The 25051-nt window shown below is 66.1% G+C and carries 21 protein-coding genes and 1 pseudogene; 9 read left to right on the top strand and 13 right to left on the bottom strand.

The window, feature by feature from the left end; translation table 11 throughout:
- Positions 1-78 precede the first annotated feature (78 nt).
- The 6 genes and pseudogenes from QXZ94_RS03025 to ltnD all read right to left on the bottom strand — a co-directional run.
- Positions 79-507: pseudogene (locus QXZ94_RS03025) on the bottom strand (methyl-accepting chemotaxis protein); the annotation flags it as partial.
- 27 nt (positions 508-534) lie between these two features.
- The gene (locus QXZ94_RS03020; RefSeq protein WP_315719177.1) at positions 535-2559 is read right to left on the bottom strand and encodes a HAMP domain-containing methyl-accepting chemotaxis protein; all 2025 of its coding nucleotides are present in this window, start codon (positions 2557-2559) and stop codon (positions 535-537) included.
- A gap of 292 nt (positions 2560-2851) precedes the next feature.
- Positions 2852-4879, bottom strand: coding sequence for a HAMP domain-containing methyl-accepting chemotaxis protein (locus tag QXZ94_RS03015; RefSeq protein ID WP_315719176.1), 2028 nt, complete (start codon positions 4877-4879; stop codon positions 2852-2854).
- A gap of 278 nt (positions 4880-5157) precedes the next feature.
- Positions 5158-6435 (bottom strand): 3-oxo-tetronate kinase, encoded by a 1278-nt coding sequence (gene otnK / locus QXZ94_RS03010; RefSeq protein WP_315719175.1) that lies wholly within the window; start codon positions 6433-6435, stop codon positions 5158-5160.
- A complete protein-coding gene (gene otnI / locus QXZ94_RS03005) occupies positions 6432-7214 on the bottom strand; it encodes a 2-oxo-tetronate isomerase (protein WP_315719174.1) in 783 nt (260 codons plus the stop codon). The genes otnK and otnI overlap by 4 nt, the downstream gene beginning before the upstream one ends.
- A gap of 30 nt (positions 7215-7244) precedes the next feature.
- The gene (gene ltnD, locus QXZ94_RS03000) at positions 7245-8159 is read right to left on the bottom strand and encodes an L-threonate dehydrogenase (protein WP_315719173.1); all 915 of its coding nucleotides are present in this window, start codon (positions 8157-8159) and stop codon (positions 7245-7247) included.
- A gap of 128 nt (positions 8160-8287) precedes the next feature.
- Between ltnD and QXZ94_RS02995 the strand changes: the two genes are divergently transcribed.
- The 6 genes from QXZ94_RS02995 (at position 8288) to QXZ94_RS02970 (ending at position 14192) form a co-directional block, all read left to right on the top strand.
- A complete protein-coding gene (locus tag QXZ94_RS02995) occupies positions 8288-8950 on the top strand; it encodes an aldolase (protein ID WP_315719172.1) in 663 nt (220 codons plus the stop codon).
- 23 nt (positions 8951-8973) lie between these two features.
- A complete protein-coding gene (locus QXZ94_RS02990; protein ID WP_315719171.1) occupies positions 8974-9186 on the top strand; it encodes a hypothetical protein in 213 nt (70 codons plus the stop codon).
- Positions 9187-9898: 712 nt separating this feature from the next.
- The gene (locus tag QXZ94_RS02985) at positions 9899-10933 is read left to right on the top strand and encodes an ABC transporter ATP-binding protein (RefSeq protein ID WP_315719170.1); all 1035 of its coding nucleotides are present in this window, start codon (positions 9899-9901) and stop codon (positions 10931-10933) included.
- A 39-nt stretch (positions 10934-10972) separates the two neighbouring features.
- Positions 10973-12262 carry a PotD/PotF family extracellular solute-binding protein gene (locus QXZ94_RS02980; protein WP_172112003.1) on the top strand — a complete coding sequence of 430 codons (1290 nt, stop codon included), beginning with the start codon at positions 10973-10975 and terminating at the stop codon, positions 12260-12262.
- 88 nt (positions 12263-12350) lie between these two features.
- Positions 12351-13286, top strand: coding sequence for an ABC transporter permease (locus tag QXZ94_RS02975; protein WP_315719169.1), 936 nt, complete (start codon positions 12351-12353; stop codon positions 13284-13286).
- 3 nt (positions 13287-13289) lie between these two features.
- Positions 13290-14192, top strand: coding sequence for an ABC transporter permease (locus QXZ94_RS02970; RefSeq protein WP_315719168.1), 903 nt, complete (start codon positions 13290-13292; stop codon positions 14190-14192).
- Positions 14193-14599: 407 nt separating this feature from the next.
- Here the strand turns inward: QXZ94_RS02970 and QXZ94_RS02965 are convergent, their stop codons facing one another.
- The 6 genes from QXZ94_RS02965 to QXZ94_RS02940 form a co-directional block, all read right to left on the bottom strand.
- Entirely contained in the window at positions 14600-15304 is a 705-nt protein-coding gene (locus QXZ94_RS02965) for an ABC transporter ATP-binding protein (RefSeq protein WP_315719167.1), read from the bottom strand.
- Positions 15288-16019, bottom strand: a complete 732-nt coding sequence (locus tag QXZ94_RS02960) for an ABC transporter ATP-binding protein (RefSeq protein ID WP_315719166.1) — start codon at positions 16017-16019, stop codon at positions 15288-15290. The genes QXZ94_RS02965 and QXZ94_RS02960 overlap by 17 nt, the downstream gene beginning before the upstream one ends.
- Positions 16016-17020, bottom strand: coding sequence for a branched-chain amino acid ABC transporter permease (locus QXZ94_RS02955; RefSeq protein ID WP_315719165.1), 1005 nt, complete (start codon positions 17018-17020; stop codon positions 16016-16018). Before QXZ94_RS02955 ends, QXZ94_RS02960 begins: the two co-directional genes overlap by 4 nt.
- On the bottom strand, positions 17020-17898 hold the full coding sequence (locus QXZ94_RS02950) for a branched-chain amino acid ABC transporter permease (RefSeq protein WP_315719164.1): 879 nt from the start codon (positions 17896-17898) through the stop codon (positions 17020-17022). The genes QXZ94_RS02955 and QXZ94_RS02950 overlap by 1 nt, the downstream gene beginning before the upstream one ends.
- Positions 17899-18093: 195 nt before the next feature.
- Positions 18094-19338 carry an ABC transporter substrate-binding protein gene (locus QXZ94_RS02945; protein WP_315719163.1) on the bottom strand — a complete coding sequence of 415 codons (1245 nt, stop codon included), beginning with the start codon at positions 19336-19338 and terminating at the stop codon, positions 18094-18096.
- 68 nt (positions 19339-19406) lie between these two features.
- Entirely contained in the window at positions 19407-20225 is an 819-nt protein-coding gene (locus QXZ94_RS02940; protein WP_315719162.1) for a putative hydro-lyase, read from the bottom strand.
- Positions 20226-20338: 113 nt separating this feature from the next.
- Between QXZ94_RS02940 and QXZ94_RS02935 the strand changes: the two genes are divergently transcribed.
- The 3 genes from QXZ94_RS02935 to QXZ94_RS02925 are packed head-to-tail and all read left to right on the top strand — an operon-like array spanning position 20339 to position 23488.
- Entirely contained in the window at positions 20339-21301 is a 963-nt protein-coding gene (locus tag QXZ94_RS02935; protein ID WP_315719161.1) for a LysR family transcriptional regulator, read from the top strand.
- Positions 21298-22548 (top strand): Zn-dependent hydrolase, encoded by a 1251-nt coding sequence (locus QXZ94_RS02930; RefSeq protein ID WP_315719160.1) that lies wholly within the window; start codon positions 21298-21300, stop codon positions 22546-22548. Before QXZ94_RS02935 ends, QXZ94_RS02930 begins: the two co-directional genes overlap by 4 nt.
- 28 nt (positions 22549-22576) lie before the next feature.
- Positions 22577-23488: an NAD(P)-dependent oxidoreductase gene (locus QXZ94_RS02925; RefSeq protein ID WP_315719159.1), complete on the top strand. Its 912-nt coding sequence runs from the start codon at positions 22577-22579 to the stop codon at positions 23486-23488.
- Between the two features lie 441 nt (positions 23489-23929).
- Here the strand turns inward: QXZ94_RS02925 and QXZ94_RS02920 are convergent, their stop codons facing one another.
- Positions 23930-25003, bottom strand: coding sequence for a tartrate dehydrogenase (locus QXZ94_RS02920; RefSeq protein WP_172180724.1), 1074 nt, complete (start codon positions 25001-25003; stop codon positions 23930-23932).
- Positions 25004-25051: the final 48 nt, after the last annotated feature.

Genomic DNA, 25051 nt, shown 5'->3' with positions numbered 1-25051 from the left:
GGGAAACCATCGGCGCATGAATAAAGGGCGCGGCTTTCCGGCCACGCCCTGATCTCGTCGAGAGCTTGTGCGCCGCTATCAGGCCGCGCGCACCCTATCGCGGAATCGAACGACCTCGAGCTTGAGCCGGTTGCTGTCGCCGGACAGCATCTGCGCCGTCGACAGCACCTGGGACGACGCCGAGCCGGTCTCGCTGGCGCTGCGCTGGACCTCGGCAATATTGGACGACACCTGCCGGGTGCCGATCGACGCCTGCTGGATGTTGCGCGAGATCTCCTGCGTCGCCGCGCCCTGCCCCTCGACCGCGGCGGCGATGGCCGACGAGATCTCCGACAGCTTCTCAATGGTGCCGGAGATTTCGCAGATGGCGCGGACGGATTCCTGCGGCGCCGCCTGGATGCTGCCGATCTGCTGGCCGATCTTGCCGGTGGCCTTGGCGGTCGGCTCGGCCGGCGCCTTCACCTCGGAAGCGACCGCGGCAAAGCCGCGGCCGGCCTCGCCGGACCGCATTCGGAGAGGCTGATGTGAACGGTGCTACGCCGCGCGCACCGTCTGCAGGAAGCGGCTGACCTCCAGCTTCAGGCGGTTGCTGTCCGTCGACAGGGTCTGGGCGGCCGACAGCAGCTGCGAGGACGCCGAGCCGGTCTCGCTCGCGCCACGCTGAACCTCGGTGATGTTGGACGAGACCTGCTGCGTGCCCTGCGCGGCCTGCTGAACGTTGCGCGAGATCTCCTGGGTGGCCGCGCCCTGCTCCTCCACGGCGGCGGCGATCGTCGACGAGATCTCCGAGAGCCGCTCGATCGTGCCGGAGATCGCCTTGATGGCGCTGACCGACTCCTGGGTTGCCGCCTGGATGCCCGCGATCTGCTGGCCGATCTCGCCGGTCGCCTTCGAGGTCTGCTCGGCCAGCGCCTTGACCTCGGTGGCGACGACGGCAAAGCCCTTGCCGGCTTCGCCGGCGCGCGCCGCCTCGATGGTGGCGTTGAGCGCCAGCAGGTTGGTCTGGCCGGCAATGGTGTTGATCAGCTCGACGACGTCGCCGATCCGGGCGGCTGCCTTGGACAGCTCGCTGACCTTGTCGTTGGTGATGCGCGCCTGGTCGACCGCACCGCTCGCCATGCGCGCCGACTCCTGCACCTGGCGGCTGATTTCGGTCACCGACGACGACAGCTCCTCGGTGGCGGAGGCGACCGACTGGACGTTGGTCGTCGCCTGCTCGGAGGCCGCGGCAACGGTCACGGCCATCTGCTGCGAGCGTTCGGCGGTCGAAGTCAGCGAGCCCGCCGAGGCCTCCAATTCGGTCGAGGCCGACGACACGGTCTCGATGATCTGTCCGACCGAGCGCTCGAACGAGTCGGCGAGCTCGCGCATGTCGCGCTTGCGCTGCTCGGCGGCGATCGCATCCGCCTGCGCCTTCTGCTCGGCCTCGGCGCGCGCCTTGGCTTCGGCGTTCTCGCGAATGATCACGACGTTCTTGGCCATGTCGCCGACCTCGTCGCCGCGGTTCGCGCCGGGCACCTTGATATCGAGATCGCCGGAGGCCATGCGGCCCAACGCACCGTTCAGCGCGACGATCGGGCGGGAGATGCCCATGAAGCCGAACGCCACGGAGCCGGCCAGCACGAGGACGAGCACGACCGAGAGCGTGAAGTTCACCCGCGTTGCGCTCGCAATCGTCGCCTCGGCCGCCTCCTTGGCTTCCTTGGCGAATTTGTCCGCCGCCTGGACGGCCTCCGCCATCAGCTTGCCGGCCTGATCGGCCGCGGGAAACATGCGTTCGGCGAGCAGCTTCGTCTTGGCCTCCTCGAGGGAGGCCGCCTTGGTCGAGGACTCGATATAGGTCTTGAGATCCTCGCGCAGCTTCTCGATGTCCGTCTTCGCCGCTTGCGGCACCCGCGCCATGATCTGGACGAAGCTCTGGTCAAGCTCCTTGGCCCGGGCCATCATGGTCTCCTTGGATCTCACGTCTCCGGTCGCCAGATAGCGCCACGCATGGGTGCGGATCCCGATGCCCGCGGCGTTGAGCTCATGCAGATCGCGCTCGAGCGCGGTGGCGTCCGCCGCCTCCTTCAGCGCCGGCAGCTTGATCAGGTGATCGAACTGCTTGGTCCAGCTGGCAGCCTCCGTGTCGCGCAGCGCGTTCGTCGCCAGCAGCTCCTTCTGCATCCGGACGATCTCCTCGGCGCCGTTCTTGTAGTCGACCGTGAGCGCGAGAACCTTGCCGAAGCGCTCCTTGCTGGCCGGACGGACCGCCGTGTTCTGCGCATTCTCGAGGCTCGACTTCACGCGTGCCTCGATCTGATGCTCGTCGGCAAGAAGCTTGTCGACCTCGGCCACGCTTCGCGCCAGCCGCACGCCGCGGTTGGCGAGTTGAAGGCTGCGCAGGTCGGCGTCCGCAGTCATCGTCAGCCTGCTGATCACCACTTGGCGATCGGACGCCTTGGTGGCCTCTTCAACGGCGCTCTGCGACATCTGCTGGTTGACGAGCGCTGCGACGGCCAGCAGCATGCCGATCAAGCCGGCGAGGCCCAGCTTGTAGCCGATACGATTGAGCTTCATGTCTCCGCTTCCCGGTGAGGCGCTGCAAAGTCCGATCGCTGGGAAACGCCGCGCCAATTTGCAAGAATTCAGATGTGCAAATTGGAACTCGCGCGTAGGGGAACCCTTAACGGACAGCACCGGAGATCTACGGGAGTTCAGCAGCCGCGCTGCGGCAGATTGACGCGAATGACGTAGAACTACGCCCCTTCGGAGGCTGCGCCCCCCGCAAAGGTGAAAGGCCGGAGCGTTGCCGCTCCGGCCTTTCATTTACGTCTCGGACCAGTACTCGCCCGTTGTCCCGCTTGTTTTGCTACGCCGCCCGCACCGAGCCGAGGAAGCTCGCGACCTCCTGCTTGAGACGGCTGCTGTCGCCGGACAGCGCCTGCGCCGCGGCGAGCACCTGCGCCGAGGCCGAGCCGGTCGCGGCCGCGCCGCGCTCGACGTCGATGATGTTGGCGGAGACCTGCTGGGTGCCATGCGCGGCCTGCTGGACGTTGCGCGAGATTTCCTGCGTCGCCGCGCCCTGCTCCTCCACGGCGGCAGCGATCGCCGACGAGATCTCCGACAGCTTCTCGATCGTGGCAGAGATCTCCTTGATGGCGCCGACGGATTCCTGGGTCGCGACCTGGATGCTGGAGATCTGCTGACCGATTTCGCCGGTGGCCTTCGCGGTCTGCTCCGCCAGCGCCTTGACCTCGGAGGCGACCACCGCGAAGCCGCGGCCGGCGTCGCCGGCGCGCGCCGCCTCGATGGTGGCGTTGAGCGCCAGCAGGTTGGTCTGACCGGCGATGGTGTTGATCAGCTCGACCACGTCGCCGATCCGCGTCGCGGCCTTGGACAGCTCGCTGACGCGGCCGGTCGTGCTGCGGGCCTGGCCGACGGCATCGTTGGCGATGCGCGCGGATTCCTGCACCTGGCGGCTGATCTCGGTGACCGACGAGGCCATCTGTTCGGTCGCGGACGCCACCGACTGAACGTTCGTGGTGGCCTCCTCGGAGGCGGAGGCAACCGCCGTGGTCAGGCCTTGCGAGCGCTCGGCCGCCTGGGTGAGCGTTGTCGCGGACTGCTCGAGCTGGCTCGACGCCGACGAGACGGTGTTGACGATCTCGCCCACCGCCGCCTCGAACTGCTCGGCGAGCCGCTGCATGTCGGCCTTGCGCTGGCGCGCGGCGGTCGCATCCTGCGCACTCTTCGTCTCCGCTTCGGCGCGCGCCTTGTCCTCGGCATTGCTCTGGATCACGGTCACGGTCTTGGCGACGTCGCCGATCTCGTCACCGCGCGATGCGCCGGGGATTGCGATGTCGAGCCGGCCCCGCGCCATCTCGCCGAGCGCGGCATTGAGACGCGTCAACGGCCGGGCGATGCCGAAGAACGAGAACACGACCGATGAGATCACCGAGACGAGAACGGCCAATCCGACGATCAGCGTGATGCGGCTGGCCTGCGCCGCCACCTCGTTGGCATCGTAGCGGGCGCTGGCGTTGCGCGCGCGGGCATCCTGGATCGATGCGGTCATGAGCTCGCCGGCCTCGCCGAGATATATGAGCGTGCGGTCGCGCAGCAGCGCCTCCTTGATGCCCTCGGTCTTCACCACCTCGTCGTTGGCGGCGACGAACTCGGATGCGATGCCGTTGAGCCGGGTGATCGCGGCCTGAATCTCGCGGTCGTCGGCGAGCATGCGCGCATCGGTGAGCGAGCTCTTCAGCACCGGCACGGTCTGCTTGACCAGCGTGATCGTCGCGGCGTCGCCGGTCACGCCGAAGCGCCACGCCTGCGATCGCACATAGTTCAGCTTGGCGTCGGCGGCATGAAGCTGGCGCTCGACGCGCTCGCGGAAGGCGAGGTTCGGCAGCGTCGGCGAGCTCAGCACCGCCTGCAGCCCCTTGGTCCATTCGTTGGAGACGGCGCTGCGCTTGTCGATCTGCAGCAGCAGCGTCTTCTGCGCCTGCGCCAGCTCGACCGCGCCCGAGGCATAGCTCGTCATCAGCTCCTTGAGCCGGGTCAGGCGGGTGCGGTTCTCACTGGTCGTGACATTGGCGAGCGCGCCGTCGATGTCGGTGACCATGGCGGTCGAGAATTGCTGAATGTCGCTGGCCGCCTTCTCGGCGTCGGCCGGCAGCCGCGCCAGCCGCGCCGAGCGGCCCGCAAGCTGGCTCTGCTGCATGTTGATGCTCGCCGACATCACGCTCTCGACCACGCGCCGGGCGCGCTCGGCCTGCTCATTGGCGCGGTTGACCGCCGTCTCTGCGATCATCTGATTTGCGATCATGCCGACGGCCAGAGTTGCGCCGATGGCGCCAGCGAGCCCGAGTTTGTAGCCGATCCGATTCAGTTTCATTGCCCCACCCACAGATGGACGCGTCACGCGACGCTCCGTATCGGCGGTATACAGGTGAGGTCCCTAGAGACCGTTAATTTACGGGAGTCGACGTGCATTACACGCGAAAAACTTCTGCTTTTTCTGTGTGCGTGACGGCGCTTATGGCGGCACAGTCATGCCTCCCGGCAATCCTCCGGCTCACAAACTATGCAGATGAGGAAATCAGGCTCCAGGCCTTGCAGGGCGTTCCAAAATCCGGCACGCCCTGATGCAGCCGGCCGGCGGCCGATGCGCTGCTACCGCATCAGCCCCAGCGCATCGGCAAAGAACTGCGGGCCGCCGAAATTGCCCGACTTCAGCGCCAGCAGCATATCCCTCGCCTCGGCGCCGATCGCGCGCAGCACCGGCACGCCGGCCGCGATCTCCGGCCCGACCAGGAAGCCGGGGATCTTCAGCCGGTCGACCACCGCGCCGGAGGTCTCACCGCCCGCGACGATCAGTCGCCTCACACCGGCGCCGATCAGTCCCTCCGCCAGATCGGCCATCGCCTGCTCAATGGCGTGTCCCGCGGCGTCGCGGCCGTGCCTCGCCTGCAGTGCGCCGACCTGATCCGGCGTGGCGCTGGAGGCGATCAGCACCGGCCCCTTGCCGATGCGTTCACGCGCCCAGGCGAGCGCGCGCCGCGTCTCGTCGGGTCCGGCGATGAGGCCCGCCGCGTCGAGATGCAGCACCGGCATGATGGTCTCGGCCTGTGCGATCTGCTGCAAGGTCGCCTGCGAGCAGCTGCCGGCGAGACACGCCGCCAGGCCGCCGACCGGCGCATCCGCATGATGGGCGAGGCCGTGCGACTGTACGTGACCGCCCTCGACCAGCGCCCGCGCCAGGCCGAGCCCGATGCCGGAGGCGCCGACGGAGACGCGGTTGTTCAGAGCGGCTGCGCCGATCGCCGTCAGATCGGCATCGAACACGGCGTCGACGATGGCAGCACCAATGCCCTGCCCCGCCAGCTCGGCGAGCCGATGGCCGATCGCCTCGGGGCCGTGCACCACGGTCGCGAGATCGACCAGCCCGATCTTCCTTTGGCTCTGCCGCGCCAGCACCCGCACCAGATTGGCATCGTGCATCGGGTTGAGCGGATGATCCTTCAGCGGGCTCTCGTTGAGCGGCACGGCGCCGACGAACAGGTTGCCCTGATAGACCGTGCGCCTGGTCTCCGGGAAGGCCGGGGTCACCAGGACGATGCCGTCACCGGCATCGCCGGCGAGCGCATCCATGACCGGGCCGATATTGCCGGCGTCGGTGGAGTCGAACGTCGAGCAGATCTTGAACAGCACGTGCCGGGCGCCGCGCCCGCGCAGCCACGTATCGGCCTCGCGCGAGCGGGCCACGGCAAGGGAGGCCTCGATCGAACGGCTCTTGAGCGACACCACGACCGCATCGACCTCCGGCAGCGCGAGATCGGCGGCCGGCACGCCGATCGTCTGCACCGTGCGCAGGCCGGCGCGGGTCAGGGTGTTGGCGAGATCGGAGGCGCCGGTGTAATCGTCGGCTATGCAGCCGAGCTTCAGGGTCACGGCTTCACTCCCTTGTAGGCTGCGAACCAGCCGAGGCCGTCCTCGGTGCGGCCGCGCGGGTTGTACTCGCAGCCGACGAAGCCGGCATAGCCGAGCCGGTCGAGCTCGGCGAACAGGAACGGATAGTTCAGCTCCTCGCCGTCAGGCTCGTTGCGCGAGGGGATGCTGGCGATCTGGATGTGGCCGGTGATGTCCATCATCTCGCGCAGCCGCATCGTGACGTCGCCGTGGATGATCTGGCAGTGATAGATGTCGAACTGCAGCTTCAGGTTCGGAAGCTTGAGCTCGCGGATCAGATCGCGGGCGAAGCCGAAATCGTTGAGGAAATAGCCGGGCACGTTGCGCGCATTGATCGGCTCGATCACGACGTCCAGGCCATGGGGCGCGAAGAACTCCGCCGCCCACGCGACCGACTTGTAGTACGCCTCGACCGCCTTCGCATCGCTGCGCTCGGCGATCCCCGCCATCATGTGCAGCCGCTTCACGCCGGTGGCCTTGGCGTAGGGCAGCGCGGTCTCGAGGCTCGCCTTGAGATCGTCGAAGCGCTGCGGCAGCGCCGCAAAGCCCTTCTCGCCGGCATCCCAATTGCCGGGCGGAAGATTGAACAGCGCCTGGGTCAGGCCGTTGCCGTGCAGCCGCTTGCCGACCTCCTCGACCGGATGATCGTAGGGAAACAGGAATTCCACCGCCGTGAAGCCGGCCTTGGCGGCGGCGGCGAAGCGGTCGAGGAAGGGATGCTCGGTGAACATCATCGAGAGATTGGCGGCGAAGCGGGGCATGGCGTGAGAACTCGTGCTGTTACTTTGCTATCACTTGGAAGAGCCCGGCAGCTTGGTGCCGGTCACCTGCGCATACATCCGGGCGACCGACGCGTCGTCGTCGCGGCCCATGCCGGCGGCCGATGTCATCAGGAACATCTGCAGCGCGGCGGCCGAGACCGGCACCGGGAAGCGGTGATTGCGCGCCATGTCCTGGATGATGCCGAGGTCCTTGACGAAGATCTCCACCGCGCTGCGCGGCGTATAGTCGCCGTCGAGCACGTGCGGCATGCGGTTCTCGAACATCCAGGAATTGCCGGCCGAGGCGGTGATGACCTCATAGACCTTTCTGATATCGAGCCCCTGCTTGGCGGCAAAGGCGATCGCCTCGCTGGCGGCGGCGATGTGCACGCCGGCGAGCAGCTGGTTGATCATCTTGAACGCGGCGCCCTGCCCCGCTTCATCGCCGAGCTCGTAAAGCTTGGCGGCCATCGCATCGAGCGCGGGCCGCGCCTTGGCGAAGGCGGCCGGGCTGCCGGAGGCCAGGATCGTCAGCTCGCCCTGCGCGGCGCGCTGCGCACCGCCAGAGATCGGCGCATCGAGATAATGCCGCCCGGTGGCTTCGAGCTGCTTGGCGAGCCGGCGTGCGACATCTGGGTCCATGGTCGCGGAGGACACGAACACGGCCTCCTTCGGCATCGTTTCGGCGGCGCCGACGGGGCCAAACAGGATCGCTTCGGTCTGCGCCGCATTGACGACGACGCTGACCACGATGTCGGCGCCTCGAGCCGCCTCGGCCGGACTGCTCGCCCCCTTGCCGCCGTCGGCCACGAACCGCGCCACCGCATCCGCCGAGACGTCGCAGCCGGTCACCGCAAAGCCCGCGCGCTTGAGCGAGGTCGCCATGCCAAATCCCATCGAGCCGAGCCCGATCACGGCGACGTTCAATTGCGATGGCGACGACATGCGGCAGATCCCTGAAGCGTTTCCTGGTGATGTCCGGTTGGCCCGGACTGGACCTTGGGTAACACGGCTTGGCCGGGTTGCCAAAGCGTGAGACAAAGCGGCACAACGGCGACGATGAGGAAAGACGCGTGGCGGACACTGCGATTCGCGAGGCCATCTGCCGGTTCGGCCGCTCGCTGTTCGAGCGCGGGCTGACGCCCGGCTCCTCCGGCAATATCAGCGTGCGGCTGGAGGACGGCGGCTGGCTGGTGACGCCGACCAACGCTTCGCTCGGCTTCCTCGATCCCGCCCGGCTGTCGCGGCTCGATGCCTCGGGCCGACTGATGTCGGGCGATGCCCCGACCAAGGAGGTGCCGCTGCACACCGCGCTCTACCAGACGCGCGATGCGGCACGCGCCGTGGTGCATCTGCACTCGACCCATTCAGTCGCGATCTCGATGCTGCCGGAGATCGACCCCCGCGCCGCATTGCCACCGCTGACACCTTATTATTTGATGCGCTGCGGGCAGACGGCGCTGGTGCCCTATTATCGCCCGGGCGATCCGGCCGTGGCCGACGCCATCAAGGGCCTCGCCGGCAAATACGCCTCGGTGCTGCTGGCCAATCACGGTCCCGTCGTCTCCGGCGATACGCTGGAGGCCGCCGTGTTCGCGATGGAAGAGCTCGAAGAGACCGCAAGGCTCTATCTGCTGCTACGCGGGCTCAACCCGCGTCATCTGTCGCCGCAGCAGGTCGCCGACCTCGTCAAGGTGTTCGGCCTCAGTCTGCCCGAACACGCCGATCATCCCTGATCGCAGCGGTCCCGTGGAAGCGCATGCAGTACCCTGCACCATCGCCCGCCGAGATCGAAGCCGCCACCCGCGTGCTGTTCGACGAGGCAAGGTTCTATCGCTGGTTTCCGATCACGACCGAGTCCTATGAGATCTTCGCCGAGTCCGACCGGGTCGGCGCCGCCGAATTGCGCGGCATTGCCGAGCGCATGCTGATGGCGGCTGCCCACGCCAAGCTGGGAACAAGATTGCGCTAGCTGAAGCGAAAGAACTCTGGCGCACGTTCGCGCTTCGCGGCGCGCACCGTTGAGGCGAGCCCCGCTGTCACCCTCCCCTGGAGGGGGAGGGTCGGCTCACATGGAGCGCAGCGGAATGTGAGCCGGGGTGGGGTGATCTCTCCGCTTGCACCGGTTTCCGCGGCTCACACCCCACCCCGCTCGCCCGCTTCGCGCGCGAGCGACCCTCCCCCTCCAGGGGAGGGTGACCGCGAGATCGCGGCGCCTGCCGTGGCGTCACGCTCCGTCTTGTCAGCGCAAAGCTTTGATGCCTAATATTCAGGCAGAACTTGGCTGCGCAGGCACTCAGCGGCCGCTCGATCGATAGGCAGACACTGGCGAATTGCGCGCAGCCGCGCGACCGGCGTCTCCACCATCGATTGTAGCGGCGCCCGCTTCACACGCCTGGTGCACGGGCAGGGACGGGCTAACGTGCCTCCACAACGTCGTGGTTGCCGCTGTTTTCTCGGAGAATCGTCCGGCACGAGCCAAGCGGCCGCCGGAGCAGACGGCGCATGCCGGCCTCTTGCATACGGTTCGGCTGAAGCGCGCGCTCTTTATGCACACGGCAATCCGGTTTCCGGTCATTGGCATATCCGTTGCAGACACCACGCAGGTCGGAAGCCGGGCGTTCGACCATGCGTGCGAGCACTCATGCCCGGCTGACGGCAACGATCGAAGACACGGAGGGCGGATGGCGGCGGGCGCGAGCTTGGAACTGGTGAAGGTGAAGAAGATGTACGGTCACGTCACCGCCGTCGACGCAATCGACCTGCGGATTCCCGCAGGGTCCTATTGCTGCCTGCTCGGCCCTTCCGGCTGCGGCAAGACCTCGACCTTGCGCATGATCGCCGGACACGAGTCCGCGACCTCGGGCGACATCATCGTCGGCGCGAAGAACGTCACCGAGCTGCCGCCAGCGGGCCGCGGCACTGCGATGATGTTCCAGTCCTATGCGCTATTTCCGCATCTTTCCGTGATCGACAACGTCGCCTTCGCGCTGAAGATGAAGGGCGTCTCGAAACCCGAGCGCCACGCGCGGGCGTGCGAGCTGCTCGAACTCGTGGACATGCAGAGCTATGCCGGCCGCCTGCCGGCGCAGCTGTCCGGCGGCCAGCAGCAGCGCGTGGCGCTGGCGCGCGCGCTGATCACCTCGCCGCAGATTCTGCTGCTCGACGAGCCCTTGTCGGCGCTCGATCCATTCCTGCGCCTGCGCATGCGCGCCGAGCTGAAGCGGCTGCAGCGCGAGCTCGGCCTCACCTTCATCCACGTCACCCACGGCCAGGACGAGGCGATGGCGCTGTCCGATCTCGTCGTGCTGATGAATGGCGGGCGCATCGAGCAGCAGGGCAGCCCGCGCGAGATCTTCAACCATCCGCGCACCGAGTTCGCCGCCCGCTTCATCGGCGGCCACAACGTCATCCCGCTGAACGGCGAGACCTTCGCGGTGCGCGTCGACCGCATCCAGCTGAAGGCGCCGAACGCGGCGATCGACGGGCCGGCGGTGCCGGGCACGATCAGCAAGATCGAATATCAGGGCACGTACGTGCTGGTGGCGGTCGCGACCGATGGCGGCCCCGAGATTTCGGCCCAGCTCAGCGACGACCAGTTCGATGCCGAGACGCACGTGATCGGCGAGCGCGTCGTCGTCACCTGGAATCCAGCCTACGCCGACGCTCTGACGCCCCGCCCTGCCGCAGCCGCGCCCGCTGCGGAGCTGGTCGCCTGATTTCGTTTGCTCGTTCTTTCTTTCCTCAAGGAGATGATCATGACTGATCGATCGAAGAAGACCCCTATCAGCCGCCGCTCGCTGCTCAAGGGTGCGGCCGGAGTCGCCGGTCTCGCCGGCACGGGCACGCTGCTCAGCGCGCCCTACGTCCACGCCGCCGACCCGAAGGTGCTGCGCTATCTCGGCACTGCCGTGAACGAAGGCGACGAGATCGCCAAGAAATGCCTCGCCGACACCGGCATCAAGATCGAATACATCACGGCGACCACCGATGACGTCACCAAGCGCGTCATCACCCAGCCGAACTCGTTCGACGTGCTCGACACCGAATATTTCTCGCTGAAGAAGCTCGTGCCGTCGGGCAACATCTTTCCGCTCGATGCGCGCAAGATCAAGGAGTTCAACAACATCACGCCCGTGTTCACCAAGGGCGAGCTGCCGAACGGCAAGAAGATCGGCGGCCAGGGCACCGCGCCCTGGAAGGTGCTGTATCTCGACGGTCCGAACTCCAAGACCTTCTCGGCGACGCCGACCGAATACGTCACGCTGATCCCGACCGTCTACAACGCCGACACGCTCGGCATTCGTCCCGACCTCATCAAGCGTCCGATCTCGTCCTGGGCCGAGCTGCTCAACCCCGAGTTCAAGGGCAAGGCCTCGATTCTCAACATCCCCTCGATCGGCATCATGGACGCCGCCCTCGTCGTCGAGGCGACTGGCCAGTACAAATATGCCGACAAGGGTAACATGACCAAGGCCGAGATCGACCTGACCATGAAGGTGCTGACCGAGGCCAAGAAGGCCGGTCAGTTCCGCGCGTTCTGGAAGGACTTCAACGAGTCGGTCAACCTGATGGCCTCGGGCGAGACCGTGATCCAGTCGATGTGGTCGCCGGCGGTGACCAAGGTGCGTTCGATGGGCATTCCCTGCGTGTTCCAGCCGCTGAAGGAAGGCTACCGCTCCTGGGCCTCGGGCTTCTGCGTCTCCAAGGCGGTGGGCGGCAGCCCGAAGCTCGACTGGGCCTATGAGTTCGTCAACTGGTACCTGTCCGGCTGGGCCGGCGCCTATCTCAACCGCCAGGGCTACTACTCGGCCGTGCTGTCCACCGCCAAGGCCAACATGACCGAGGACGAGTGGGGCTACTGGATGGAAGGCAAGCCCGCCAAGGCCGACATCAAGGCACCGGACGGCACCTTGATGGAGAAGGCCGGCGCGGTGCGCGACGGCGGCTCCTACGACGACCGCATGGGCGGCGTGGTCTGCTGGAACGCGGTCATGGACGAGAACGACTACATGGTCCGCAAGTGGAACGAGTTCATCGCAGCTTGATCTGATCAGCCATGCTGCCGCGCCCATGCTGTCATGGGCGCGGCAGACATTTCCAGCGCCCAGCATCCGCATCGACAGGTTTTCGCCCGTGGCCGTGACGATCGACAATTCGCCCGACACCATAGCTCCGGCGGACAGCGGCTTGCGCAGGCTCGCCATGCGCTCGATCGCCTGGCTTCAAGCCGGCCCGATGATGCTGGTGTTCGCGCTGTTCTTCCTGCTGCCGCTGGTGCTCGTCGTCATCGTCAGCGTCTGGGACTACAATGAGTACGAGATGATTCCGGCGCTCAGCTTCCGCGGCTATACGGACACCTTCGAGGGTTGCGTCGCCAACCTGCCCGAGCTGTGCACGATCCTGAAGACCTATCTGAAGACGCTGAAGCTGTGCCTGCTGACCTGGGGCCTGACGCTCCTGATCGGTTTCTGGGTCGCCTACTTCCTCGCCTTTCACGTCCGCAGCAAGACCTGGCAGATCGTGCTGTCGCTGTTGTGCACGATCCCGTTCTGGACCTCCAACGTCATCCGCATGATCGCCTGGGTCCCCCTGCTCGGCCGCAACGGCCTTGTCAACCAGGGGCTCGTCGGCGCAGGCGTGATCAACAAGCCGATCGAATGGCTGCTGTTCTCGGAATTTTCCGTGGTGCTGGCGCTGGTGCACCTGTTCACCTTCTTCATGGTCGTGCCGATCTTCAATTCGATGATCCGCATCGACAAGCGCCTGATCGAGGCCGCCTATGACGCCGGTGCGTCGGGCTGGCAGACGCTTGTCAACATCGTCATTCCCCTGTCGAAGCCCGGCATCGTGATCGGCTCGATCTTCGTCATCACCATCGTGATGGGCGACTTCGTCACCATCGGCGTGATGGGCGGCCAGCAGATCGCCTCCGCCGGCAAGATCATCGAGGCGCGCCTCTCGGCGCTGCAATTCCCGGCCGCCGCGGCGAATGCCGTGATCCTGCTCGGCATCACCATCATCATCATCTCCGCGCTGACGCGGATCGTCGACGTCCGCAAGGAGCTCTGAGAGATGGGAGACAAGCGCCCCCGCTCTTTCTACATCCTGGCAGCGTTCTTCTCGGCCTATGTGCTGTTCCTGTACGGGCCGATGATCGCGATCTACATCCTGTCGTTCCAGGGCCCCGACGGCGGCCTCACCTTCCCGATGAACGGGGTATCGCTGACCTGGTTCGGTAAGGTGTTTTCCGGCGGCGGCATCGTCGACATCGGCGCCGCCTTCAAGCGCTCGCTGGCGCTCGGCCTCGTCGTGATGGTGATCACCGTGGTGCTGTCGGTCGCCGCAGGCATGGCGTTCCGCAAGCCGTTCCGCGGCGCCTCGATTCTGTTCTACACCGCCATCGCCAGCCTGATCATGCCGTCGATCATCACCTCGCTCGGCATCGCGCTGGAGTTCCGCCTGATCGACGACTTCATCAACAAGCATGCCGCCGATTACGGCCTCGGCTGGCTGGCCGAGGGCCACACCACCGCGATGGGCCTGTTCACGTCGGGCTTAGGGGCGCACCTGACCTGGACGCTGCCATTCGGCCTCCTGATCATGTTCGCGATCTTCAACCGCTTCGACGGCCGCCTCGAGGAAGCCGCCCGCGACCTCGGCGCCACGCCCTGGCAGACCTTCCGCCACGTCGTGCTGCCGATCATCCTGCCCTCGGTGGTCGGCATCGGCCTGTTCGGCTTTACCTTGTCTTGGGACGAGCTCGCCCGTTCAAGCCAGGCGATTGGGTCAGTGAACACCTTGCCTCTGGAACTGCAGGGCCTGACGACGACGGTGACCAAGCCGGATATCTACGCCCTGGGCACGCTGACCTCAGCGGTGTCCTTCGTGGTGATCTTCGCCGCGCTGTCCGTGATTCTGGTGCTGCAGGCCCGCCAGCGCCGGCAGGGATCGGATGCGGGTAAGGGGATGGTGTAAGTCAGCGCCGAGAGCTCTCACGCGTCATATCGCGACGCTTTCACTGCACCGCAAGCACGGTGCCCATGAATGCGCCCTCGCCCCTTGTGGGAGAGGGCATGTAGGAAAGAGCAGCAAACTCGGTTGGGTGAGGGGTCTGCCTCTACGAGCGCCGCTCGCGGAAAGAGACCCCTCACCCAACCGCGTACGCGGATGGGCCGCACATGCCCTCTCCCACAAGGGGCGAGGGCGCTGTATCTGGCAGCGCTGTTGTCTCACCGCTTGCTCGGCGCGTAGGGTGGGCAAAGGCGCGCCCACATCATTGCCGTCAGCACTGCTGTTTTGCGCCCCGTGCCCACCGGCCGCGCTCACCAGCACCGGCGGTGGGCACGCGGCGCCTGACGGCGTCGCTTTGCCCACCTACCCGACTACAATCCCAGATACGCCTTCCGCACATCCTTGTTGCCGCTGATCTCCGACGCGGTGCCCTGCATCAGCACGCGTCCCGTCTGCAGGATGTAGGCCCTATCCGCAATCTCCAGACACTCGGCCATGCGCTGCTCGACGATCAGCACGGTCATGCCGGCGTCGCGGATTTTCTTCACCGCCTGGAAGATCTCGTCGACCAGCTTCGGCATGATGCCCTGCGACGGCTCGTCGAGCATCAGCAGCCGCGGCCGGGTCATCAGTGCGCGGCCGATCGCCAGCATCTGCTGCTCGCCGCCCGACAGCGTCTCCGCGCGCTGATCCATCCGCTCGGACAGCCGCGGGAACAGCTTGAAGACGAAGTCGAGCGGCTCCTCGCGGTTGGCCTCGCCGCGAAACATGTAGCTGCCGAGGCGCAGATTGTCGCGCACCGCGAGCCGCGGGAACAGCCGCCGGTTCTCCGGCACGTAGGCGATGCCCTTGGCCGTGATCAGATGCTGGGCCATGCCGTCGATGCGGTTGCCATCGAAGGTGACGGAGCCGGCGCGCGGCCGCTCAGCGCCGGCGATCGACTTCAGCAAGGTCGACTTGCCCGCGCCATTGGCGCCGGCGACGCAGACGATCTCGCCCTTGTTGACATCGATCGACACGTTAGAGATGGCGACGAGGCCCTGATAGGCGGTGGTGACGTCACGCACCGACAGCATGGCGGTCTCCCAGATAGGCGGAAATGACTTTGGGATCACGGACGACGTCCGTGGGCTTGCCTTCGATCAGCACCTTGCCGAGATCGAGCACGATGGCGCGGTCGACCAGCGGCATGACGATCTCCATGACGTGCTCGACCATCAGCACCGTGATGCCGGTGTCGCGTACGCGGCGGACGAGCTCGACGCCCTTCTGCGATTCGACCGGCGTAAGCCCCGTCAGCACCTCGTCGAGCAGCAGCAGCTTCGGCTCGGTCGCAAGCGCCCGCGCCACTTCGAGCCGCCGCTTCTCCGACGGCACGAGATCGCTGGCCAGCACGTCGGCCCGAGCGCCGAGGCCGCAGAACTCCAGCATCTCGTGCGCCCTGCGCCTGGCATCGCGCATGTGAGTGGTGCGCACCAGGGAGCCGACGATGACGTTCTCGATCACCGTCATGGTCTCGAAGCTCTTCACCACCTGGAAGGTGCGGCCGATGCCGCGCTGGCAGCGCTCGGCTGCCGGCAGCGCCGTGACGTCCTCGCCGTCGAAGATGATCTGGCCTTCGGTCGGCTTGAACGCGCCGGCGATCAGGTTGAACAAGGTCGACTTGCCGGCGCCGTTCGGACCGATCAGGCCGACGATCTCGCCGCGCCCGACCTTGATCGAGACGTCGGAGTTGGCCGTCAGGCCCGAGAAGCGCTGGGTGATGTTGCGCGTTTCCAACAGAGCCGTCATGACGCCACCGCCTCTCGGACCGGCTGCGCCGCCGGCTTGGGCTTGCGGGAGAACAGGCTGACCAGGCCCTGCGGCCGCGCCAGCGAGATCGCGATGATCAGGCCGCCATAGACGATCAGATCGACGCCGCGGCCGGAGCCGCCGATATAGGAGCGGGTCAGCTCGGTGAGCGGGATCAGGATCACCGCGCCCAGCAGCGGTCCCCAGAGGGTGCCGATGCCGCCGAGCACGGCCGGAAGCGCCATCAGCAGCGAGAACTGGAATCCCATCACGCTTTCGGGGTCGATGTAGCTGACGAACTGCGCATAGAAGCTGCCGCCGATCGCCACCAGGAACGCGGACACGGCTGCGGCACCCATCTTGGAGTTGAACACGTCGACGCCCAGGCTCTCGGCCGCGACCGGATTGTCCTTCACCGCGCGCCACCAATAGCCCCACTTCGAGTCCTCCAGCCACCAGGTCACCAGCCAGGCGACGCAGGCGAGCCCGAGGGCAAAATAGAAGTATGGCAGCTTGGAGCGCGTGAACTGGAACGTCACCCAGGAGTCACGCCGCACCGGGATATCGATGCCGAGCGCAGCGCCGGCCCAGTCCCAATTGTGGAACAGCAGCAGCGTGATTTCGGCGATCACGATGGTGGCGATCACGAAGTAATGGCCGCCGAGCCGGAAGCAGGGATAGCCGAGCGCCATCGCGATGATGGCGGACAGCACGCCCCCGGAGAGCATGCCGAACCAGGGCAGTACGCCGAACTTGGTGAACAGGATCGCGGTCGTGTACGCTCCGAGTCCGAAATAGAGCGCATGGCCGAGCGAGATCTGTCCGCAATAGCCGGACAGGATGTTCCAGCTCTGCGACAGCGCCCCATACATCAGGGTCAGCACCATGATGTTCTGGACGTAGACGTCCTTGACGAACATCGGCACGACGGCTGCGATGGCCGTGAGGAAGGCGGCGACAACGAGGTCGCGCCGGCGACGTTGAATGAATGCCTTGTCCATCAGATCGATCCGAACAGGCCGCGCGGGCGGACGAAAACAACGAGGAGGTAGACGCCGTAGATGCCGACGGTCTTCAGCGACGGCGGCAAAATCAGCGTGGTGATGGCCTCGACGAGGCCGACCACGATGCCGCCGGCAAAGGCCCCGAACACGCTGCCGAAGCCGCCGAGCGCCACCGTCACATAGGCGATGGTCGCGAACGAGGCGCCGACGTCGGGAAACACGTAGAAGAAGATCGCCATGACGGCACCGGCAAGACCGACCAGTGCCGCACCGAGGCCCCAGCCGAGCGCGAACACCTTGTTCTTGTCGATGCCGACCAGCGCCACCGCGCCGGCATCCTCACGCGTCGCCTCCAGCGCCCGGCCGAAATCGGTGCGGTGGATGAAGAAGTAGAGCCCGGCAAAGGCCGCGATCGCGATCAGCGCGCCGATCAGCTGCGGCTGCGGCAGATAGATGCCGGCGATCGAGATCGTCTTGCCGCCCAGCCAGGAGTGCGGGATGCTGCGATAATCCGGCGTGAAGAAGTACTGCGCGACGCCGCGCATCAGCACCGCCAGGCCGAAGGTGGAGAAGATCTGCACCATGCCGGTATTGGCCTTGGCCCTGACCGCAAATCTGACGATCAGCAAGTAGACCACCGCGCCGAACACGAACAGAGCGGCGGCGACCAGCGGCGCCGACAGCAATGGATCGAGCGCGAAGAACGCGAACAGGAAGAAGGTCGCGTACATCGCGATCATCAGGAACTCGCCATGGGCGAAATTCACGACGTCCATCAGGCCGAAGATGAGCGCCAGGCCCACGGCGATCAGGCCGTAGAGCAGGCCCATCAGCAGGCCGCTGGCCAGACTTTGAATGATTGTTTCTGCTGTCACAGGCTTTGCCCCCAACTCTCGATGTGACACGGGATGTCGTCCCGGCGAAAGCCGGGACCCATAACCACGACTGTTCTTGTGGGGCACGACGACAGACAATCATCGTCCAACCACGGCCTCGGCGTATGGGTCCCGGGTCGGCGCCGCCACGCGCTGGCGCGCGTCGCGGCTTGCCCGGGACGACATCCGAGATAATTACTTCATCGGCCAGATGGCGTCGGCGACCGCCGCCTGGGTCGGGAAGATGGTGACGAACTTGCCGCCGACATATTGCAGCAGCACCGGATCGGCGTCGTTGTTCTGGCCGCTCTCGTCGAACTTCACGCGCTTCCACGGCATGATGGTCTGCGCGCCCGGCATGTCGGTCGCCGCCAACGCGTCGCGGATCTTCTCGCCGTCGACGGACTTGGCGCGGTTGATGGCGTCGGCCATCACAATCAGACCCATGAACTGACGCGAGGAGAAGTCGTTCAGGTCCTTGCCCGACTTCGCCTTGAACATGTCGTTGATCTTGCCGACCATCGGCCGCTTGGCGGCGAGATCGAGCGAGAACGAGCCGCGCGAGATCACGCCTTCGAGCTTGTCGCCGACGGCGTCGTACAGCGCCTTCTCGGAGAAGCCGGCGTCCTGCGCCACGATCGCGTTCGGCTTGTAGCCGAGCTCGGCCATGGTCTTGACCAGCAGGATGCCGTCGGTGGTGTAGCTCGACGGCATCAGCACGTCGGCGTTGGCGGCCTTGAGCTGCTGCACCTCGGCCGACAGCGACGGCGAGTTGGCGCGGTACTTGATGTCGGCGACGACCTTGTAGCCGCGCTCATTGGCGAGCTTGAGCTGGGCATTGCCGGAATCGGTGCCGAAGATGGTGTCCTCGTGGAACAGCGCCAGGGTCTCGATCTTGGTGCCCTTCTTCTTCATCGCATCGAAGAAGTCGAACATCGCCGCCGAGAACATCTCGTCATGCGGCGCGGCGCGGAAATAATACTTCAGGCCGCGGCGATGCAGGCTCGGCGAGGAGTTGTCGGCCGACAGATACGGGATCTGGTAGCGTTCGCAGGTCTGGCTGGCGGTGACCGCGACGGAGCTCTGATAGGAGCCGATGACGGCGGCCACCTTCTCCTGCGTGATCAGGCGCTCGGCTTCGGCGCGGCCCTTCTGCGGGTCGGCCTGGTGGTCGGCGAACACCAGCTTGAGCTTGGCGCCGCCGAGGCCCGGCAGGCCCTCGGTACGGGCAAGCGGCAGATCGTAGTCATATTTGCCGTTGATGATCTCGGCGGCGGTCTCGAACGCGCGCTGCGCGTCGACGCCGATCTGGGCGCTGGCGCCCGAGAACGGATAGATGATGCCGATCTTCACTTCGGAGGTCTGGGCGCGGGCGGCGATCGGGCCGAGCGCAGCGGCGGCGGTGGCTCCAAGCAGGACGTTACGGCGCGTGATGGTCATTGCGATATCCTCTGGGGTAAACGACTGAGAGCGATGAAGGCAGAGAACTCCGAGCGGTCCGGCGACGCTCAGAGGACGGCGAGGTCCTTGTTCTTGAGATCGGTGATCAGCATCAGCCCCGGCGCATGGGTGATGGCGAACGGCAGCCTGGCTGCCGCGATCACCGCTTGCGGCGTGACGCCACAGGCCCAGAACACCGGGATTTCGTCGGCGGCGACCGGCACGGGATCGCCGTAGTCGGGCTTGTTGATGTCGGCGATGCCGATCTGATCGGGATGGCCGAGATGCACCGGCGCGCCATGCACGGCCGGAAAGCGCGTCGTGATCTGCACCGCGCGAATCGCCTGCGCCGGCTTGAACGGGCGCATCGACACCACCATGGGACCCGCGAACGGCCCCGACGGCGTGCAGGCGATGTTGGTGCGGTACATCGGCACGCGGCAGCCCTGCTCGATGTGGCGGATCGGCAGACCGTCGGCCATCAGCGCCTCCTCGAAGGAGAACGAGCAGCCGAGCACGAAGGTGACGAGATCGTCACGCCAGTGCGTCATCAGATCGGTCGGCTCCTCCACCATCTCGCCGTCGCGCCAGACGCGATAACGCGGCACGTCGGTGCGGATGTCGAGATCGGCGCCGAGCGCCGGGATATGCGGATTGCCAGGATCGGACATGCCGATGATCGGACACGGTTTGGGATTGAGCTGGCAGAAGCGGTGGAAGGCGCCGGCATATTGCTCGGGCAAGATCGCCAAATTGCCCTGGACGAAGCCGTTGGCAACGCCCGCCGTGCTCCAGCCTTTGCCGGATCGATAGTCCAGCCGCGCCTGATGGCTGGGGAGAAGCTCGGCCGCGGCGGCCGGTTGCTGCAGTGCCACAGAAACAGTCATGTGAGCCATTTGCCTAATATCTCGACAAACTCACTGAATATCAGCCATGCTATAAAGTCTAATCTTCATTTTTAATCAGGATCGATAAATCAAATTGATCCGAGGCGGGCACGATGTTGGATTTCCGTTCCATCGAGACGTTCCTCTGGGTGGTGAAGCTCGGCAGCTTCCGGGGCGCGGCGCAGCGCCTCAACACCACCCAGCCAGCCATCTCCCAGCGTATTGCGCAGCTCGAGCGCGAGCTCGGCGTCAAGCTGCTCAACCGCGACCATCGCGTGGCCTCGCCCACGGCGAGCGGCCGGCAGATGCTGGTCTATGCGGAGAAGCTGATCGGCCTGCGCGCGGAGATGCTGGCCGAGGTCGGCGACCGCTCGGCGATGCGTGGCGTGCTCCGGCTCGGCGTCGCCGAGACCATCGTGCACGACTGGCTGCCGCGGCTGATCAAGAGCGTCAACGAGAGCCATCCGAACCTGTCGCTTGAGATCGAGGTCGATGTCACCCCGAACCTGCACGCGCGCCTGCTCGCGCAGGAGATCGAGCTCGCCTTCGCGCTGGGATCGCCGACCGAGTCGGGCATCCGCAGCCGCGTGCTGTGCGACTATCCGATCAGCTTTCTCGCAAGCCCGGCTCTCGGCTTCGGTGACGGCGTGGTGACCGCGGAGCAGATGGCGCGGTTTCCGATCATCACCTTCCCGCGCAAGACCCAGCCCTATGACAACGTGCGCTCGCTGTTCAATCGGCCGCATCTGCCGCCGATGCGGCTGCATGCCAGCGCCTCGCTCGCGACCGTGATCCACATGGCGATCGAGGGCCTCGGGGTCGCCGTTATTCCCGCGGCGATCGTCGCCAATGAGCTTGCGACCGGACGGCTGCAGGAGCTCAAGACGGACTTGCGGATCCCGCCGCTGACCTTCACCGCGAGCTGGCTATCCTCGCCCGAGATGGTCGCGATCGAGCGCGTCGCCGAGCTCGCAGCCCGGACGGCGCAGACGGCCAGCCATCCCTCGGCATCGGTTGACGCCGCCGTCGCGGCGCGCGATGGACAGGATGCCGGAGTACAGGGATTTCAAGCATGAGCCGCGCCGTCACCAATCTGCAGATCGATTCCGCCCGCCTCTGGGACAGCATCCACGAGACCGCCAAATTCGGCGGCACGCCGAAGGGCGGCGTGCGGCGGCTCACCCTGAGCCAGGAGGACAAGCAGGTCCGCGACTGGTTCCGCAAGGCCTGCGAGGACGCCGGGCTCGAGGTTCACATCGATGCGCTCGGCTCGATGTTCGCGCTCCGCAAGGGGCACGACATGTCGAAGCCCCCTGTCGGCCTCGGCTCGCATCTCGACACCCAGCCGACCGGCGGCAAGTTCGACGGCATCCTCGGCACGCTCGGCGCGCTGGAGGTGATCCGCACGCTCAACGATGCCGGCATCGAGACCGACGCGCCGCTGTGCATCGTCAACTGGACCAACGAGGAAGGCTCGCGCTTCGCCCCGGCAATGATGGCGTCCGCGGCTTATGTCGGCGACTTCACCGTCGAGGACATCTTGTCGCGCAAGGATGCGGAAGGCGTCACGGTCGGCGAGGCGCTGGATGGCATCGGCTATCGCGGCGCGACCAAGGTCGGCACGCAGAAATTCTCAGGGTTCGTCGAGCTGCATATCGAGCAGGGCCCGATCCTGGAGGCCGAGAACAAGACCATCGGCGTGGTCGATCACGGCCAGGGCGTGTTCTGGTATGACGGCAAGGTCACGGGCTTCGAGAGCCATGCCGGATCGACGCCGATGCCGCTGCGCCGCGACGCGCTGCTGGCGCTGTCGGAGTTCGCGCTGACCCTGGAGCAGATCGCGCTCAAGCTCGGACCGAATGCGGTGGCGACCATCGGCGAAGCCGTGATCGCCAATCCCTCGCGCAACGTCATTCCCGGCGAGATCGCCTTCACCATCGATTGCCGAAGCGCCAATGCCGATACCCTTGAGGCGCTCGATGCCAGCCTGCGTGCGGCCGCAAGCGAGATTTCGAAGAAGCGCCGCGTCGAGATCGCGATCGACCAGGTCTGGCGCAAGCCGCCGACGCATTTCGATCCCAAGCTGGTCGACGCCGTCGAGCGCGCCGCCGGCACGCTCGGCTATGCGCACCGCCGCATCACCTCCGGCGCCGGCCACGACGCCTGCAACCTCAACACCATCATGCCCGCGGCCATGGTGTTCGTGCCCTGCAAGGACGGCATCAGCCACAACGAGCTCGAGGACGCGACGCAATCCGACTGCGCGGCAGGCGCGAACGTGCTGCTGCACACCGTGCTGTCGCTGGCCGGCGTGGCGTCGTAGTCCAGTGGAAGCTCATCAGGAGGTATCCGTGCGCGGAGTTTTCATCGACGCCAACGACTCGCTGGCCGAGATCTTCAAGCGGCAGCGCAAGCCGGGCGATCCCGAGATGCGCGTGCATCTCGACCCGGACATCAAGCCGGAAGACTGGCCGGCCATTCTCGACGGCGCCGAGATCGGCGTCGTCGACCACACGGCGTTGCCAACTGATGTCGCCCGGCAGTGCAAGGGGCTCAAGCACGTCGTCTTCCTCGGCACCGGCGCGCGCAGCTACATGAATCCGGAGGAGCTGGCCGAGCTCGGCATCACGGTGCACCTCATCAAGGGCTACGGCGACACCGCCGTGGCGGAAGCCGCCATCGCGCTGATGTGGGCGTCGGCCCGCGGCATCGCGCAGATGGACCGCGAGATGCGCGCCGGCAACTGGCTGCGCGACGACGGCATGCAGCTCACCGGCAAGACGCTCGGCCTGATCGGCTTCGGCGGCATCGCCGCCGAGGTCGCGCGCATCGCATCCGGCAGCGGCATGACGGTGATCGCCTGGAACCGGTCGCCGAAGAGCCATCCGGGAGTGAACTTCGTCGACCTCGGCACGCTGCTCAAAGAGAGCCACGTCGTCTCGCTGCATCTCCTGCTCAACGACGAGACCCGCGGCTTCCTGTCGCGCGAGCGCATCGCGCAAATGCGCAAGGGCGTGATCTTCGTCAACACCGCCCGCGCTGCCATCGTCGACGAGGTCGCGATGATCGATGCCTTGCGCAGCGGTCAGATCCGCCACGCCGGCCTCGACGTGTTCAACACCGAGCCCCTGCCGGGAGATCACGTGCTGACGACGATCCCCAACGTCACGCTGTCGGCGCATTCGGCGTTTCGCACGCCCGAAGCGAGCGAGAATTTGATCCACGCCGCGTGGGAGCACTGCCGAAGGGTGGCAAAGGAGTAGTTGTCGACGCGTAGGGTGGGCAAAGCAGCCGCCCGCAGGGCGGCCGAGTGCCCACTGCGCATCCGCGTTCACGCGGCAAGACGGTGGGCACGGCGCCACCGCGACTTCGTATGGAGATGCAGCAGAGCCGCGCCTTTGCCACCCTACGGTCTTTCTCCGTCATTGCGAGCGAAGCGAAGCAATCCAGGGCCGAGTGCGCGACTCTGGATTGCTTCGTCGCGGAGCCTGTCATCGGGCCTCGCGTTGCGCGGACCCGTTGGCTCCTCGCAATGACGGTTGGTGCGCGAGCTGTCGCCCCAAGCACCAGCGTCGTCCCGGCGAACGCCGGGACCCATACCGCGTGATTTATCAGTGGCGCGCGGTGGCAGATACCGGCAGCCACAACACCGGCCGGTGGTTATGGGCCCCGGCGTTCGCCGGGGCGACAACAAACAGCGTCGACTAATCCACCATGTCCGCAACGGCCTTGCCGCACGCCTCGGTATCCGCATTGCCGCCAAGATCCCGCGTCCGCAACGTCCGCTCGCCCAGCGTACGCTCGATCGCGCCGACGATCGACTGCGCCGCGGTCTTCTCGCCGAGATGCTCCAGCATCATTGCGCCCGACCAGATCATGCCGATCGGATTGGCGATCCCCTGCCCCGCGATATCGGGCGCGGAGCCGTGCACCGGCTCAAACACCGACGGGAAATTGCGCTCGGGATTGATGTTGCCCGAGGGCGCGATGCCGATGGTGCCGGTGCAGGCCGGGCCGAGGTCCGACAGGATGTCGCCGAACAGATTGGAGCCGACGACGACGTCGAACCAGTCCGGATGCAGCACGAAGTTCGCGGTGAGGATGTCGATGTGGTACTTGTCCCACTTCACGCCCGGATAGTTCTTGGCCATCGCCTCGACGCGCTCGTCCCAATACGGCATCGTGATCGAGATGCCGTTGGACTTGGTCGCCGAGGTCAAATGCTTCTTCGGCCTGGATTGCGCCAGCTCGAAAGCGAACTTCAGGATGCGGTCGACGCCGGTGCGGGTCATCACCGTCTGCTGGGTGACGAACTCGCGATCGGTGTCCGGGAACATGCGGCCGCCGACGGACGAGTATTCGCCTTCGGTGTTTTCACGCACCACCCAGAAATCGATGTCGCCGGGCTTGCGGCCCGCCAGCGGACTGGGCACGCCGGGCATCAGGCGCACGGGACGCAGGTTCACATACTGGTCGAACTCACGGCGGAACTTGATCAGCGAGCCCCACAGCGAGACGTGGTCGGCGATCTTGGCCGGCCAGCCGACGGCGCCGAAATAGATCGCGTCATGGCTGCCGATCTGCGTCTTCCAGTCGTCCGGCATCATCTGGCCGTGCTTCTCGTAGTAGTCGTAGCTCGAGAAGTCGAAATGATCGAACTGCACCGCGACGCCGTGCTTCTTGGCGGCCGCCTCGATCACGCGCAGCCCTTCGGGCATGACCTCCTTGCCGATGCCGTCACCGGGAATGACTGCGATACGATAGGGCTTCTTGCTCATCGAGCGGATCCTTGCGGGTTGCGCCGGTTGGCCCGGCTGAATTTGTCG

Source organism: Bradyrhizobium sp. SZCCHNS2022 (assembly GCF_032377575.1).
GTDB lineage: Bacteria > Pseudomonadota > Alphaproteobacteria > Rhizobiales > Xanthobacteraceae > Bradyrhizobium > Bradyrhizobium aeschynomenes.
Note: the sequence above shows the minus strand (reverse complement) of the source record. Positions and strands in the feature narration are given on the sequence as shown.